Annotated in this window: 10 protein-coding genes; 6 read left to right on the forward strand and 4 right to left on the reverse strand. The window is 39.2% G+C overall.

The annotated features are described in order from the left end of the window. Positions 1–199: 199 nt before the first annotated feature. The 4 genes from G7092_RS25760 to G7092_RS25775 all read right to left on the reverse strand — a co-directional run bounded on the left by G7092_RS25760 (position 200) and on the right by G7092_RS25775 (position 8,444). The gene (locus G7092_RS25760; protein ID WP_166094144.1) at positions 200–1,825 is read right to left on the reverse strand and encodes a RagB/SusD family nutrient uptake outer membrane protein; all 1,626 of its coding nucleotides are present in this window, start codon (positions 1,823–1,825) and stop codon (positions 200–202) included. A 19-nt stretch (positions 1,826–1,844) separates the two neighbouring features. Next, positions 1,845–4,871: a SusC/RagA family TonB-linked outer membrane protein gene (locus tag G7092_RS25765; RefSeq protein WP_166094147.1), complete on the reverse strand. Its 3,027-nt coding sequence runs from the start codon at positions 4,869–4,871 to the stop codon at positions 1,845–1,847. A gap of 483 nt (positions 4,872–5,354) precedes the next feature. After that, a complete protein-coding gene (locus G7092_RS25770) occupies positions 5,355–7,907 on the reverse strand; it encodes a hypothetical protein (protein ID WP_166094150.1) in 2,553 nt (850 codons plus the stop codon). A gap of 333 nt (positions 7,908–8,240) precedes the next feature. Further along, positions 8,241–8,444, reverse strand: coding sequence for a hypothetical protein (locus tag G7092_RS25775; protein ID WP_166094152.1), 204 nt, complete (start codon positions 8,442–8,444; stop codon positions 8,241–8,243). A 282-nt stretch (positions 8,445–8,726) separates the two neighbouring features. Here G7092_RS25775 and G7092_RS25780 point away from each other — a divergent pair, with 282 nt between their 5' ends. Genes G7092_RS25780 through G7092_RS25805 form a run of 6 tightly spaced genes read left to right on the forward strand, consistent with a single transcriptional unit; the run spans position 8,727 to position 16,567 of the window. Then, positions 8,727–11,129, forward strand: a complete 2,403-nt coding sequence (locus tag G7092_RS25780; RefSeq protein WP_166094154.1) for a GumC family protein — start codon at positions 8,727–8,729, stop codon at positions 11,127–11,129. A gap of 17 nt (positions 11,130–11,146) precedes the next feature. After that, the gene (locus G7092_RS25785) at positions 11,147–12,508 is read left to right on the forward strand and encodes a lipopolysaccharide biosynthesis protein (protein ID WP_166094157.1); all 1,362 of its coding nucleotides are present in this window, start codon (positions 11,147–11,149) and stop codon (positions 12,506–12,508) included. A 38-nt stretch (positions 12,509–12,546) separates the two neighbouring features. After that, complete coding sequence (locus G7092_RS25790) at positions 12,547–13,185, forward strand: acyltransferase (protein WP_166094160.1); 639 nt, start codon at positions 12,547–12,549, stop codon at positions 13,183–13,185. Positions 13,186–13,198: 13 nt separating this feature from the next. Then, positions 13,199–14,464 carry a hypothetical protein gene (locus G7092_RS25795; protein WP_166094162.1) on the forward strand — a complete coding sequence of 422 codons (1,266 nt, stop codon included), beginning with the start codon at positions 13,199–13,201 and terminating at the stop codon, positions 14,462–14,464. 11 nt (positions 14,465–14,475) lie between these two features. Continuing rightward, entirely contained in the window at positions 14,476–15,237 is a 762-nt protein-coding gene (locus tag G7092_RS25800) for a glycosyltransferase (RefSeq protein WP_166094165.1), read from the forward strand. Positions 15,238–15,265: 28 nt separating this feature from the next. After that, the gene (locus G7092_RS25805) at positions 15,266–16,567 is read left to right on the forward strand and encodes a glycosyltransferase (protein WP_166094168.1); all 1,302 of its coding nucleotides are present in this window, start codon (positions 15,266–15,268) and stop codon (positions 16,565–16,567) included.

Raw genomic sequence — 16,567 nt, forward strand, 5'->3', positions numbered from 1 at the left:
ACATGGTTAACAAATTTTTCATTGATGTTAACTTTATGTAAAGGGGATTTTTGGAACAAGGAGTAATGATTTTTGGAATATGGATAGTGGAAAAAAGATAAAAAATGCGAGAATAAAAAAGGAGCAAAGCGTAAGGATGAAAATTGCTTATCGCTCTTTTTATCCTTACTCTTTGCTCCAAAAATCCTTATTCTAAAGATTAATAACCGGGATTCTGAACCAGGTTAGGGTTGGTTTTTAGTTCGGTTGATGGAACCGGGTATAACCTTCTGGTTGGGTCGGTGTTCATTTTTAAATCATCCGTTTTGCCACCCATTACCGGTAAAGGGTATTCTTTTTCAAACAAGCCAAAACGGATCAGGTCATTACGGCGCCATGCTTCCCATGAAAGCTCACGCGCACGCTCATCCAGCAAGCTGGTTAGGTCAATTGACGAGGCAGCTTGTGCATGAGCACGGTTACGTAATTTGTTTACCAGGGTAAGTGGAAGTTGTGTTTCGCCATTTATGGTAGTTGGTGTAGCTCCGCGTAATATAGCTTCAGCTTTCATCAGTAATACATCGGCTAAACGGAATACGGGTACGTCGTTACTGTTTAAGCGGGTTGCCTGAATGATGTTAACGTCAGGATAGTATTTGATGGATCTTACACCTTCTGATTGTGAGGTAAGTACATCGTTACCTAAGTCCATTGGTTTTAAACCGGTTAGGGTTAGGGTAGGGATGATATTAATCTGCGTATTAGCCGGAACCCCATTTGCCGCTGGATAGTAAACTGGCTGATTGGTAAAACCGCCATTACCATCAGGATAAAATTGAGGGCCTGCCAGCCAGGTTTTGGTACGGTCGTCACCCGGGATGTTAAAGCGGTTATAAAACTCAGGAGTGGTGCTCATTGCGATACTCAAACCTACGTTAAATCCATAAGCCTGTGCCAAGTAATAGAAGAAACCAAAACGGGTAAACTGGTTGCCTGGTATTTGCTGGTCATATGGCACGGCAAAAATAGTTTCATTAATCTGCGGACCGTTAGTTGGTAAAAATATATCCCTGTATCTGGCATCCAGAGAATAATTGGTATTAGCCTGTACGCTATCGCACATGGTTACGGTTTCCTGGTAACGGTTAGTTCCAACGTATATACCGGAGTTCAGGTACATTTTTGCCAATAAAGCAAATACCATTCCTTTAGTTGGGCGGCCATATTGTAATACGTTTGTTGCCGCGTTGCTGCTTTTGGCAGGCAGTAAAGGTAAAACAGCTTTTAGCTCGCTTTCAATAAAGGCATATACTTTAGCACGTGGTTGAGTAGCCGGTTGTACGGTTACCGGGAAATCGGTAATGATGGGTACGTTACCATACAAATCCATCATGAAATAAAGGTATAAGGCGCGCATGGCTTTAACTTCGGCAATAGAGGATGCCTTTTTTGCAGCTGATGATGATGAGCCATTGATAACGCTAATGATACGGTTACAGGTATTAATACCGCCAAAGCCCCATTGCCATACACCAATTACGTTTGGATGGTCAAAGGTCCAGGTGTGGTAGTGTAATTGGCGGTACTGACCACCATCGTCAAAGTTACCGTCGCGGGCAGGTAAAATAGCCTCGTCTGTTGACATATCCTGCATGCGCCAGTAAGGCACCGCATAGCTTGAAGACAGGTTGGAGTAAATAGTACCCAGCAATGCAGTATAATCGGCATCGGTTACCGGGAAATTTGATTTTACATATTGCGACTCAACAGGTACATCTAATTTTGTACAAGAGAAGGTGCCTATCGTCACAACTATCGCGGCACATATGATGAATATCTTTTTCATTTTTGTTTGTTTAATGTTCTTAAAATGATGCGGTCAGACCTAAGCTGAAAGTGCGTGTTTTAGGATAAAAATTCCTGTTATCAATACCTGGGGTTAAACCGCCCATATCAACTTCCGGGTCAACACCACGATATTTTGTAATGATGAAAATGTTATTACCGGAGGCATAAAAGCGCAGGCTTTTGAATGCCTGTATGTGAGGTTTAATGGTATAACCGATGGTTGCATTATCCAAACGCAGGTATGAGCCGCTTTCCAGGAAACGATCCGATATCAGGTAAGCATTGATGTCTTTAAAGGATTCGCCTAAAGTAAATCTTGGAATGTTCTGAAGTTTAGAGTCGGCTGGATTGTTTAAGGAGGCCAATGTAGCATTCAGAATTTTGTTGCCATAAACTCCACGAACCAGGAAGTTAAAGTCGAAATTTTTGTAGAAGAAACTGTTGCTCCAACCATATATCAATTTAGGTTGCGCATCGTACTTGATGAACTGATCTGTAGTAAGCGGTTGCGCTGCTGTTGTTGATCCGTCGGCTTTTTCATAAGTACTGACACCATTGGCATTTTTGCCCAGATAATGCCACAGATCAAAAGTGCCAAGAGCATAGCCTGGCTGAATGATCTGGCTGTAGTTACCCGATTGACCTTTACCTCCTAACTGAGCAGTCTGAATGTATGGAAGGGCCAGACCACCTTGTGATAAACTTTGCACCACGTTTTTATTATGTGAGAAGTTTAATGAGGTACGCCATGTAAAAGCACCTGATTTTACTGGTACTGCATTTAACACAACTTCAATACCTGTATTTTTCATTGAACCCACATTGGCGGTTAACAGCGGATAAAAATATTGGGTAGTTGATACCTGTAGGGTAGTGATCAGATCGGAAGTTTTCTTGATATAATAATCAACTGAACCGGTGATGCGGTTGTTGAATATACCAAAGTCCAAACCAATGTTGGTAGTAGCGGTACTTTCCCATTTCAAATCGGGGTTGTCATTACGTACCGGACCTATAGGGTTAACTATATTACCATTACTTAAAAATTTACCACCACCCGGAGGCACGCCGTAAATTAACTGAGCGGTAAAGGCGTCGAAACCGGCACTATTACCGGATACGCCGTAACCAGCCCTTAATTTCAGATCGCTGATGACCGGAACGGATTTCATGAAATCTTCGCTGATGATCTTCCATCCAACAGAAGCTGCAGGGAAATAACCATGACGAACGTTTAAACCAAAACCCGAAGAACCATCTTCCCTTAACGAAGCCTGCAGTAAATATTTATCAGCAAATTGATAATTAGCACGGGCATAAAAAGATATTAATCTTAATGTAGAAATATAGGTAGGCGGTGTAGTTCCGTTGATGTTATAAGAGGGGTTGAAAATGATCTGCGAAAGCTGGGTTGGATTGGAGAATGCCAAATAATTATAAGTTAAGGCATCATTTGAAAAGCCCTGGGTTTGCACGCCGAATCCATCGCCGGTACGATCCTGTTGATAGGAATAACCACCTAATAATTTTATGGAGTGTTTACCAAAAATGCGGTCGTAGTTAAAATAAGCTTCCACTACGTTACTGGTATTGGTATAGGCACTGCGAGCGGCTACCCCTCCAGCGTTAACATATATGCCCGACTGACTTGTTGAGTATGTATTAACGTTGTTTTGTTCCTTTTGAGTTGATCCCGATACGGTGAATTTTAAACCATTTAAGATGTCGACCGATGCAAAACCATTGATCAGGGTTTTGTTATTCTCAGTTTTAGTAAAGTTATTGTTAATTAACGACAACGGGTTTAACGGGCCGCTACCTGTACGGGTATAATTTTCTTTATAAGTACCGTCAGGATTATAAGGACTAACAGTTGGCAGATAGAATAAAATACCATTCAATACCTGGCTCTGGAATATATCGTTATTTTTGGTAGCACTGTTGGTAAGCGTGATACCTAATTTTAAACGGTCATTAAAAAAACGCTGATTGATATAGCCTTTATAAATAGTGCGTTCCAGACTGGTATTTTTTAATATACCATTGTTTTTTAAATAATTTACACTTGCACCATACTCTGAATTGGTACCGGCACCCCCATAAGAAAGGTTATGGTTTTGCGAATAGCCGGTTCTTTCAGCCAGTTTTTGCCAGTTGGTATTTGAGCCATCATCGTCTGCCGCGCTTAGCTTAGGTACGCCATTATCTGTTAAATATTTACGCAGTTCATCACCGGTAAGCATATCAATATTTTTTGATACATTTTCAACAGCGCCGTAAGCACTATAAGTTAACCTGGTCTGACCTGCTTTGGCTTTACGGGTTGTAACCATGATTACACCATTTGCAGCACGTGAACCGTATATAGCCGTTGACGATGCATCCTTTAATACATCAATGCTTTCAATATCGGCTGGTGCCAATAAATCTATAGAAGCGCCTGGTACACCATCAATTACATAAAATGGCTGCGTAGCGCCATCGCGTAAAGTTGATGGCCCTCTTAGTATGGTTGAGGGTTGTTTGTTAGGGTCACCACTTTTGGTAATGTTTAAACCAGCTACTTTACCCTGTAATAGCTCCGCAGGGGTGGTTAATACACCAGCGTTAAAATCTTCGGCCTTTACCGAGGTAATAGCGCCGGTAACATCCTTACGGCTCGCTGTACCGTAACCAATTACTACCACATCTTTTAATTGTTTGGTATCGGTTACAAGGGAAACATTGATTGCTCCTTTATCACCTACAGTAACCTCTTTTGGTACTGAACCTAAGAAGGTGAATTTTAAAACATCGTTTGGTCCGCTAACGGTAACAGAATAGCCACCATTAGTGTTGGTGGTAGTGGCTTTGCCTGTGCTTTTAACAGTTACAACAACCCCGGGTAATGGTGCATTGGTTTCGTCTGTTACGGTTCCTTTTACAAGCCTGCCGGTTTGCGAAAAAGCCTGCAACGCGGTAAATAATATGGCACAGGCAATGAGCAGGACATGCCTGGATAAATGATGTGTTTTCTGGAAAAAACAGTGGTAAATTTTTTTCATAATGTGTGTTTTGAACAATTAACTTAACTAAACTCAGGAATCGCATTTTTCCGGTGCAAAGGAATGATGCGTATGTTAGGAAATTATCAAGTGAACATTAGCTTTTCCGTTAAGGTGAAGTGAATGATTTGATTAATTTTCGATGATTTTTTATGGTAATTTATTGATTTACAGTATTTTAATATGTAAAATATATTAGTTTAATCATAAATTAGTTATATGGGGTAAACTAATTTTAATAATTAGTTTAATATGTATTAAACAACCTTAAAAGCGTAATAAATGGGTTTATTACCTGTGGCCGAGCCTTATTAATTCAATAAGTTTATATATTGGTTTGTAACGTTAATAGTTAAAGAAATAACTGTTACATGGTTTAAAAGTAGGTTTTAATTAATTGATTTGGCAGGCTAGAAAAGTACTTAAACGTTTTTTGTTTAAAAGTAATTTGAGGATGAGCGTGTTTTGCCCTGCTTATCTTAATTAATTGGAAAAATCGTGATGAGAAAATATTTCCGGACTTAACCCGCATTCGCGCAATGCTCTGGAGTTGTTGTAAGCCAGTTGTTTATAAAAAGTTTCGTCCTGATTTACTATCGCGGGGTTACTGATCAGTAGATTTATCGTAAATATCTTTGAAAACTTGTTACCTGATTTTTCTGTAGCCTGGTTTAAGTATTTAAAATACCCTGGGATAGCATTGTATTCAGTGTTAAGAATGGCTTTTTTAATTTTGAGGCTGTAGAACGCCTGTTTCATATAGGGTGTAAATGAACTTTCTTTTGTTTTAAATAGCTCAGAAATATGATCATGAATAGTCTTAAGCTCCTTTACTTTACCTAATAAAAAATAAGAATCGGCCATTAGTATTTTTAAAAAGAAATTATAGCCGGTTGATTCTGTTGAATCTTTAAAATGTACTTTTTGAAGTGCCTGGATATACCGGAGCATTTTTCGGGGTTTTTGGCATATTAAAAGAGTGTAGCCTGCTAACAGATAAATGAGATCATTTCCCTGGCTGTAACGCAGATTTCCGGTTTGTTTTGGCGGGTTAAAATAAAACCGGGTAATGGTAATAAAGAAGTCCTTTTTGATGATGCCATATTTAAAAAAGTAGTATATGGTATTAAGGCATTCTAAAGGGCTTATCGTAAACTCCTGGAAATCTTCATGCGAAAAAACGTTGAGTTTTAATAAATAGGCCTCCAATGCAGGCAGATCTAACTGCAGTACAGATGTAATAGCCAATGCGCTATAGGTCAGGATTTTTTTGTAATTAGATAATTCGAATTTTAGTAATGATTGCAACGCTTTTTTGTAATCGGGAGTTATCAGTTCTAATCCGAAAAAGTAATAAAATAGCCCATCAGTGCAATCTTGTTTAAAATAATTAGTCGCCGCGCCTGTATTGCTTTGAACCAAATGAACTTTATAAAGCAGATCGCCCAAAAAAGCAATCACATCCAATCTTTCCCTGGGATTTAGCTCGGCTCTGGAAAGCGCCGCAAAGTTTTCCTGTTGCCCGTTTTTCATAGCGTGCATAATGCACCACTTAAGAATGGGTACTTTAAGCTCATTGTTGGAAAACGACAGATTGATAGCTTTTATCAGGTTGCCGTCAAAGGTGTTGTTATTGTCGTACAGTAATTTATGAGCAATGGCCAGTTCCGAAAAATTATTATTCCCGAACTGAACATAGGTATTAAACTGGGCATCATTGCTTGTATTAATTTCTTTTAAAAAGCCAATACTTAACAACTCTTTATAGGCCTGGTTATATTGACTGAACAAATCATTTACTTTTAATTTATCCACATCATATTCGTGCTTTTTAAAATCCATGTTCTCGATAAGCCCCTTTAACAGGAGGGTTTTATCTGCAGCGTGATGTCCCTGGTAAATTTTATTAAATATAAAATTGGAAATCAGATCATAAATGGAAGTGTGATCTATATTATTAAGGGAGAAATTGTCCTTATGTTGTTTATAGTAAAACTGAAAGTAAAGTGGATGATTAAAACTGTGTGCTACATCGGCCGGTATCTGCGTTTGCATTTCCGGATTAATGTTAAGGCATAGCTCTTTTATTTCCTGTAAGTTGAATAAAGGAACATTGCTGTTTAATTGCTGATCGGTAATGTTGCCAATAAACCATTTTGGATGATCATAATCCAATATATGCCGGTTATTGATCCAGTTTGCTGACCGCATGGTTAAAACCATTTTAAACCATTTGTGCGACTGATAAAATGAAAAAATGTCCATTAACTGGTCGAGCAATAGCTGAAACCAGTTATTTTTAAACATATGTTCGTCCAGGCCATCAATAATGAGATAAAAATTACCCTCCTTGCGTTTATTACTATCAAGCAGCGATATAATATCTTCTTCAAGCGTATAGCCCAATAAGGCCAGTAACCAGTCATTAAAATCCTTACCGCTTATTAAAACATTCATTAAGGCGTTGCTGCTAAAAAACAGCATGATATCATTGTTGCCAGATGTAATATTTAGCGCCAGCTTTTGATCCACCCAATGGCACAGGGCTATGGTTTTTCCGTATGATGGAGGAGCAAGTAAAACCGTAGCGGCATAATCACCTTTTAAAAATTCATCAAAATGTTTATCAAGAAAGCTTCTTTTGATACTTTGATTAAACGGAATGCCCGATTTGTTTTTTAAGGCCTGCAATGTAAAATTAGTGATCTTGGCCGCTTTTTGACTCAGAGAATCCCAGTCAGCATTTTTGTGGTTACTGTTGGTGTGCTGCTTGTCTTGTTTTTTACAAAAATCATCCCATCCATTGTATCCGCAATAGTTTGATAATACATCAATGGTAAATAATGATGGTTTAAATTTGCTTAACGCAAAACCGTAAATCCGCTTTAAGGTAGTTTCGCTTACCGTATGGCTGGTTTTATCGCTTATCCGGGCAGAAAGTATTTTACAATCACTTGCCTGGATACGGGTAAGATGTGAGTTTTCTAAAACATATGATTTTAATAATTCAAATAGCTGTGATGAAAAGGCTGTCATATTATTAAAAATATCAGGTATAAGGCTTTTAATAACCGTTTTATTGTTAATTAAAGCATCATAACCTTACATTATAGGTTTTAGTTGATCAGTAGGTTAATTATAAGTTTATGAATGTATGTAATTTTATAGGCTAACATTTTATTTTTACCCTTAATGAACGAAATGAATGTTTCCTATGGTTTTGTTCATTTTTGCTATTAAATGAACAATTGTTCTTGATGTACTTACCAGGTATTAATGTTGGAGAGCAGTGTGATTATATATGAATTAGTAGCATGGTTATCTATTGGTTAATTTGTTGCTGCCGGGACTGTTTTTTGTATTTGTTTATTATAAGAGTGAAAAAATAGATACTGCGCAAATTAATAAGTGAAAAATACCCATTACTAATAGATCTGATTGTTCGTCGGTTAGTATGTTTACCGGGGCTTTAATGCTTAGTTTTTTTAATTTCACAAGGCCGTAAATGCCCGTAATGGCAGCCAGTATCACGGCAAATACCGCAATCCTGTCGTTTGTAATATTATCTATCATAAGTCGGTTTTTTGGTTTAAATCCGCTTGGAGCTTATAATGGTTATACATAGTTATGTATAAAGCTCATACGCTTGCTATGTTTATTTTGTTCATTATTATATATATGTTCACATTGTTCATTCTGTTAACTCTCCCTTTAAGCTGGCTTTTTGGGCTTAACTTTCCTATAGCTAAACCCGTATTACTTTACAATTTGGTACATGTGTATGTACCAGTAATTATGAAGAATTGCTAATTAAAAAGAACACCTTAACACCTTGTACTTATATTAAAAAAACAGATGGATAACACAGACATTTTGGCCGAAAAACTTGACTTTACCTACAAAAAAGAAGAAGGGCCCAGCGATGTAAGAGGGTTGATTGCTTTGTGCCTTAACTATTGGTATGTTTTTGCATTAAGTATTATTGCTTGCCTGATAGCCGGATTCATTTATATACAGTACAGTCCGAATCAGTGGAGCATATTGGGTAAGGTAATTGTGGAAGATGAACAGGGTACCCCGGAGAAAGCGCTGACCAACGGACTGAACTCCGATCTGGCTTCTTTGTTCGATGTAAAAAGCAACGCTGATAATGAGGTTAAAATATTAAAATCAACAAGTTTAATAAACCGTATTGTTAGCAAGTTAAACCTGAATATTCATGTATTAAATAATAGTGGCTGGAAAAGCGTTGAAATATATGAAAATGCGCCTTTTTCGGTATTTGTTGATTACAAAAAGAAGGATATCCGTTTAAGCCAATTCAAAATAGCTATTCTTAGCAGCAATACGTTCCGCATTAAAAATAGTAAAGAGGATCTGGATATGACAGGTGAGTTTGGGAAACCAATTCAGCTTAGTCAGTACAACCTTACCTTAAACAAGACAGACAAATTCAAGCCTTCCGGATATTACAAGTTAAATATCCAGTCGAAAAAGCAAGCCGCCAAAGATCTGACTGATAATTTAGCTGCCGGGCTTGATGATAAACAGGCCACAGTAATAAACCTGCAGTTGAGTTATGAGAACCCTGATCATGGCGAACTGATTTTGCAAACGCTGATGGAGATGTATCTGCAAAGTAACCTATCCAACAAGATACGTAAGGCTGATAGTACCATGAAATTTATTAATGCCCGATTGCTGGTTGTAGGTGACGAATTGGGCAAAGTTGAAAAGAACCTGGAACAATATAAGGTTCAAAATAAGATATCGGATATCAATGCACAGTCAAAGGCATTGGTTGAAGGCGCTAATCAATATCAAAGCAAACTGAATGACAACTCCGTGCAATTGGCCGTAGTAAATGATCTGTACAAATATGTAAATGATGCCAATAATCCCCAGGTTGTACCAAGTTCATTGATAACTAAAGATGTTGCCTTTGGTACAGCTATAAACGCCTATAATGAAATGCTTTTACGGAAGGAGCAGCTTAAACTAAACCTTACCGATAACAGTACCATTATACAAAACCTTAACCAGCAGATTGAACTGGCTCGCAGATCGTTAATGGCCAGTATTAAAAACTATCGTAATAGTCTGGAGGTTTCGCAACAGGCATTCAGAAAACAAAATTCATTTATCGAAAATAAAATATCTGATGCCCCGGTAAAAGAGCGGATATACCTGGATTATTCCAGACAGCAAAGTTTAAAACAGGATCTTTACTTATTTCTGCTGCAGAAAAAAGAAGAAACAGCCATCTCTCAAAATGCAACTATGTCAAGTGTGCGGATATTGGACAATGCCGAGAGTAGCGAAAAACCTTTTGCCCCAAAACAATCGCTTATATATCTTATCGCATTGTTTGCCGGTATCTTTTTACCGGCCACCGGTTTAAGTATCAAGGAAATGCTTAATATTCGTATCAACAGTAAGGCTGATATTGAGAAACATACCAGTGTGCCTTTGCTGGGCGAAATAAGCCGGAACACTAACCGTAACAAGCTTTTAATATACAATGATTTCCGTTCCATAGTTTCTGAAGAGATCAGGGCGGTACGTACCAATCTGAAATATGTTACGGAAAAAGGTAAGTCGAACGTAATCCTGTTTACATCGAGCATGAGTGGCGAGGGCAAATCGTTTATTTCCCTCAACCTGGGTAATTCCATAGCCATGTCTGGTAAAAAAGTGGTGTTGCTTGAACTTGATTTGCGCAAGCCCCGGTTACTGAAAAATATGGGTGTTGAAAACGATCATGGTTTTACCAATTATGTAATTTCAAACGAAGAGGAAAGCATCGATAATTTGATCAAGCCTTCCACTTTTAATGAAAATTTCTTTTTCATATCCTCAGGGCCGATCCCCCCGAATCCCACCGAGCTATTAATGCACGATAGGTTAAAAACATTGATAGAAGAACTGCGCACCAAATTTGATTATGTGATTATTGATAGCGCTCCGGTAGGCTTGGTTTCTGACGCGTTGATCATTGAAGAGTTTGTGGATATTACCTGTTACGTGGTACGACAAAACTATACCTACAAATCACAATTGGGTATCGTGAACGATCTGCACAAATCAAAAAAGGCTAAACATCTTTACCTTATTGTAAATGATATTGAGCTTAAAAAGAACAGCATTACCGGTTACGGGCATGGTTACGGTAACTATGGTTATGGCTATGAAGGTATCGAGGAAAAAAGCAACGCATTAACCTCCATCTTCCATAAAACAAAAGAACCTACCACATAAATATCAGAATATAATTTATGCTGCAGGCTATACAAACTCATGTTCAGCGCTTTTTTACAAAGGGACACGAGCGTTCTTTGAAAACCAAAAAGAATATCATTCAGTCGGTTTTGCTAAAGGGCGGGAGTGTGGCTATTTCGTTGTTACTCATTCCGCTTACCATCAAGTATATCAACTCAACGCAGTATGGCATCTGGCTAACGCTGAGCTCGATTATCACCTGGGCGGGCCTGTTTGATATGGGGCTTGGAAACGGGTTACGGAATAAGTTGGCCGCTATGATATCGCTGGGCGATGTATCGTCGGCAAAAAGTTATGTAAGCTCAACCTACGCGTTATTGCTGATCATCTCAACTATCATGTTTGTGGTGTTTTATTTTGTTAATCCCTACATCAAATGGCAACAGATATTAAACGCGCACAATACACCGGCAGGCTATTTGAGCATGATTGTACTGATCGTATTCGCGTTTTTCTGTTTCCAGTTTGTGATACAGCTGATCAATAACGTTTTAACAGCCAATCAGGCTCCGGCTAAAACAGCTTTTTTAAACCTGATGGGCCAAATACTATCGCTTTTGGCGGTATTGTTCTTAATGCGGATAAAACAAGGCGAATTACTCGATGTGGTTATTATCATAGCCGGTTTGCCGCTGGTGGTCTTGATTGCAGGGAGTATCTGGTATTATAACGGCAGTTATAAAGAATTGGCTCCCAGTTTTAGGTATATCAATTTAAAACACGCCAAAGAATTGCTGGGTGTGGGCGGTGGATTTTTTATTATTCAAATAAACGCCCTGGTGCTTTATGAAACAGACAATATTGTGATCACCCAGTTATTCGGCCCAAAGGAGGTAACTACTTTTAACGTGGCTTATAAGCTGTTTTCGGTTATCCTGATGTTCTTTGTTATTGTGATAACGCCATTTTGGAGCGCTTTTACCGAAGCCTATACCAAAAATGATCTGGAGTGGATCAAAAATGCGGTGGCCAAAATAAATAAACTATGGGTAGCACTTAGCTTTTGTGCTATATGCCTGCTCCTGGTATCGCCCTGGTTATATCGCCTGTGGCTGGGTAAAACAATAACGGTGCCTGTTTTACTATCTATAGCCATGTGCCTGTATACCATAACCATTATATGGCAGGCCATACATGTACAGCTTTTAAACGGAATAGGCAAAATAAAACTGCAGTTATATGTGGGGATTGTAGGCTCGCTGGTCAATGTGCCATTATCAGTTTTTTTAGGTAAAAAAATAGGAGTGGCGGGGGTAACACTCTCCAATGTTATTTTATTTATCATCATGGGGGTGGTTTTTTCAATACAAACAAAAAAAATAATCAATAAAACGGCTAACGGCATTTTTAATGCCTGATACAGGCCAGGGGGTGAAATATAATTATCAGGTTGATCATGTATTATATCAGGAAGTTTTACAGGTTGTTACGGGTGCTTTACTATCAAATAGCATGTAAATACTCGTGGCTGCTGAGCAGTTTTAAATTTTATTTAAACGATGTAAAATATCACCGCGATTTTGTTGGCTTCGGCATTCCCATATTGGACATTAGCATGCAGGGCACTTTTTCCATTGGCAAAAGGTTTTGGTTCAACAGTGGTAAATATCATGCCATGGGCGGCCGGCAGCAGCAGTGCTATTTTGTGGTAGCTAAAGGGGGCGAATTAACCATAGGCGATAATGTAGGGGTTACCTCGGTAGCCTTTATTTGCCATAATAAAATAAGCATCGGCAATAATGTAAAAATAGGCATCAACACGGTTATCTATGATACTGATTTCCACTCGCTCGACGCCAAAATGAGGAATAGTTACCCGGAACGATTGGATGGCGTAAAAACAAAACCGGTTATTATATGCGATGGCGCTTTTATAGGCGGACACAGCACTATTTTAAAGGGAGTAACTATCGGCAAAAATTCAATAGTAGGGGCGGGTTCGGTGGTGTTTGAAGATGTACCCGACGAACAGGTTTGGGCAGGTAACCCGGCCCGGTACGTACGCGATAATTTTGTTTATGCAACAACGGCCTAAATAATTAAAAAAAATGATCAATCGTATATATCCGCTTTTATTCCTGATACTCATTGTGGCCTCATTTTTTCACATGCAGGCCATTGTGACTGGTATTGCGTTGCTGATCATTTTTATGCCTCTGAAAAATCGCTTAGCTGCGGTAAAGGCTGCCCGTATTTTCGGCATTTTAATGCTGCCTGTGCTATTTGCCCTGGTAGTGGGTTACAGGAATGACAATTATCTTATTTTAAAAGATTTCTACTATTTCAGTATACCTGTGTTGTTTGTACTGTCGGGTATTGTATTGGCCTGCAGGCTGGATATCGAAAAGTTTTTGAAAACGCTGGTTTATGCAGGCCTCATCACATCTATATTGGTAACGGCCATATCGGTATCCTATATGGGAATCAGCGCTTTGTTTGATCCTTACTCAGCCCACTACGCTATGGGTATTGTAGGTGCACCAGGGCCGCCAATGGGGCTGGCTTGTTTGCTTTTTACCTGGAAGTTTAATATCCGGCTGTTTAAACCGCACTGGTTTAAATTATTTATGGCGATAAATGCCTTTGGAATTTATATGTGTGCCTCCCGTACCTATTTTATCATTATGGTATGTTTTGCCCTGCTCATGGTGGCAGATAAGGTTAAAAGGATCTGGATAATCCCAACCATTTTTTTCCTGGTTATGCTGATTGCACTGATACCAACTGATATTTTTCAGGCTACCTCATCCGAAACCTTTATGAGTAAGTTGCTGGGTTCATTTAATGAGTTAAAAATGGGCGATTATAATACGGAGCAGGATATCAATATGAAATATCGGGGCTATGAATCGTTCATGGCGCTCAAGGGTTATATGGAAGGCGATACCAAGGACTGGATATTTGGTGGTTTAGGAAAAACTGTCGATTTGAAAACCTTTGTACGCCTGGGTGAGGATACCGATTTTCAGTTTATCCCGGTTTTACATAATGGCTGGCTGTATCTGCTGGTAAAAATGGGCATAGCGGGTGTGCTTACCTATATGCTGATATTTTTTGGATTGATCATCAAAAACTGGCGGAAATATGCCGATGCAAATGCTAAACCGGCTATCAGGTTATTCGCTGCTTTGAGTATTGGTTGCATATTTAGTCTGCTGCTTACCAATTATATTGTTACTGCTTTGTTTAACGCCGAGATGTGTATTGTGATGATAACACTGGGCTATAGTTATCTCAATTTTAATGCCTTGGTCTTTAAACAGGAACAGCGCGAGAGAGAAAAAATACAAGCCTATCAGTTTGAAGCGGCTTAATGGATATGAAAATGGAAACACAGTTACCTACCCCTAAGGTTAGCATTATTACGGTTGTATATAACGCTGTGGCTACTATTGAGGATACTATCCTGAGTGTGATCAATCAAACCTACAGCAATATCGAATATATTATTGTTGATGGTGGCTCAACCGATGGTACTTTAAATGTAATTAATAAGTACCTGGTGCATATAACCCGTTTTATAAGCGAGCCCGACAAAGGTATAGCCGATGGTTTTAATAAGGGTATTGCCCTGGCTACCGGTGATTGGATAGGAATGATTAATGCTGATGATTGGTATGCCCTACACGCTGTAGAGGTGATGATGAATAATGGATCAGCGAAAGACGATGTGCGCTGCGGCAATATTATGCTGATAGGTAAAAATGGGTTTGAGCGTGAAAAAAAGAGTAAGGTGGGCTGGTTGAATTTTGGTATGTACATTATGCATCCCACCTGCTTTATCCGGAAGGAAGTGTACCGGCAAACCGGTAAGTATGATATCAGCCTGAAAATAGCGATGGACTTTGATATGTTTCTGCGAATAAAATATAAAGGTTTTGAAATTGCCCATATTGATGAAACCGTGGCTTATATGCGTATGGATGGTGTAAGTAACGATACCGTGAAGATGCATCATGAAGAGCTTGCCGTAATGCGCAGGCACTTAAGAGGCCTGAGTTATTTTAACTCCTGGATGTTTAATTACCTGAACCGCCTGCGCTGGAAATATTTTTATAAAGATCCGCTAAGAACACAATTAAATTGAGATAAGCGACAAACCTGATACCCCTGCTATGAAAAAAAAGATACTCATTTCGGCTTACGCAATATCTCCTTTTAGAGGGTCGGAATATGGTGCGGCCTGGAATACGGTAACCCATCTGGCCAGCCAGCATGAAGTATGGGTGCTTTATGGCATGTCTGATAATTTCATGGGCGATACACAAACCATGAGAAAATATGTAGAAGAAACTCCTTTAGCCTCAGTTCAATTTATAGAGGTACAGCCAGGACGTTTGGCCAAAGCTATCACTCTGTTAGATAAAGCGGGCTTAGGCTGGTTTTTTTATTTGGCTTACTATTTATGGCAAAAAAAGGCTTTGAGGGCTGCCCGTGAAGTTTTAAAAACTGTTGATATTGACGTGGTGCATCAGTTAGGGCCCATCGGGTATCGCGAACCCGGCTTTTTATGGAAACTCGACAAGCCAACCGTTTGGGGACCGATAGGCGGTATGAACATCATCAATAAAGAACTGCTGAAAGGGAAACCTTTTTCGACCAGATTGAAATTTAAAGTAAAAAACGCCATCAACTATATCCAGCTTAATTATTCAAAGCGTATCAGGGAGGCATTTTTACAAGCCGATGTACTGGTGGCCGCCACATCTGCCGGGCAGCAAACCATTCGCGAAAAATTTGGCGTGGATAGTTATTACCTGTCTGAACAAGGTATCATGAGTGCCGCTTTTTTAAACGAATCAAAGTTTGACCACCTTAATCAGCAGGTTCAATTAGTATGGTCGGGCACGCTCATCGAACGTAAAAACCTAAGTATGTGCCTTGATGTGCTGGCAAAGGTTAAACAAAACAATTGGATATTACACATACTAGGTGATGGCTCATTAAAAGAAAAATTACAGCGAAAGGCGGTCGAACTAAAACTAAGCAATCGCCTGATATGGTATGGGCACATTCCCAGACCAGAGGCCATCCGGGTGATGTCAGGGGCTCATCTGCACATCATTACCAGTATAGCCGAAGATAATCCGGCTGTAATATTTGAGGCATTAACTTACGGCGTACCTACCTTAACCATGGATCATTGCGGCATGGGCAACGTGATATGCGATAAATGCGGCATCAAAATAAAACTGGATACCTACGATAGCATTGTTAACAATATGAGTGCCGCACTGGAAAGTGTGTTGGCTAACCCACATAAATTGGTTGATTTGGCACAAACTACATTAACATGTGCGGCTGAACATAGCTGGGATAACCGCCTTGCCCGGTTAAACAATATGTATGAAGAGGCTATCCAGATACGTGAAAAACGTTATAATTCATCACTTAAACTAACCACACTAACTGCCTGA

This window comes from Mucilaginibacter inviolabilis, assembly GCF_011089895.1.
In the GTDB taxonomy this organism is placed as follows: domain Bacteria; phylum Bacteroidota; class Bacteroidia; order Sphingobacteriales; family Sphingobacteriaceae; genus Mucilaginibacter; species Mucilaginibacter inviolabilis.

Excerpts from the sequence above, each read along its gene's own strand:
- G7092_RS25785 (WP_166094157.1), top strand. The coding sequence starts at position 11,147 with ATGCTGCAGGCTATACAAACTCATGTTCAGCGCTTTTTTACAAAGGGA.
- G7092_RS25775 (WP_166094152.1), bottom strand. The coding sequence starts at position 8,444 with ATGATAGATAATATTACAAACGACAGGATTGCGGTATTTGCCGTGATA.
- G7092_RS25780 (WP_166094154.1), top strand. The coding sequence starts at position 8,727 with ATGGATAACACAGACATTTTGGCCGAAAAACTTGACTTTACCTACAAA.
- G7092_RS25765 (WP_166094147.1), bottom strand. The coding sequence starts at position 4,871 with ATGAAAAAAATTTACCACTGTTTTTTCCAGAAAACACATCATTTATCC.
- G7092_RS25805 (WP_166094168.1), top strand. The coding sequence starts at position 15,266 with ATGAAAAAAAAGATACTCATTTCGGCTTACGCAATATCTCCTTTTAGA.
- G7092_RS25770 (WP_166094150.1), bottom strand. The coding sequence starts at position 7,907 with ATGACAGCCTTTTCATCACAGCTATTTGAATTATTAAAATCATATGTT.
- G7092_RS25800 (WP_166094165.1), top strand. The coding sequence starts at position 14,476 with ATGGAAACACAGTTACCTACCCCTAAGGTTAGCATTATTACGGTTGTA.
- G7092_RS25760 (WP_166094144.1), bottom strand. The coding sequence starts at position 1,825 with ATGAAAAAGATATTCATCATATGTGCCGCGATAGTTGTGACGATAGGC.
- G7092_RS25795 (WP_166094162.1), top strand. The coding sequence starts at position 13,199 with ATGATCAATCGTATATATCCGCTTTTATTCCTGATACTCATTGTGGCC.
- G7092_RS25790 (WP_166094160.1), top strand. The coding sequence starts at position 12,547 with ATGTATTATATCAGGAAGTTTTACAGGTTGTTACGGGTGCTTTACTAT.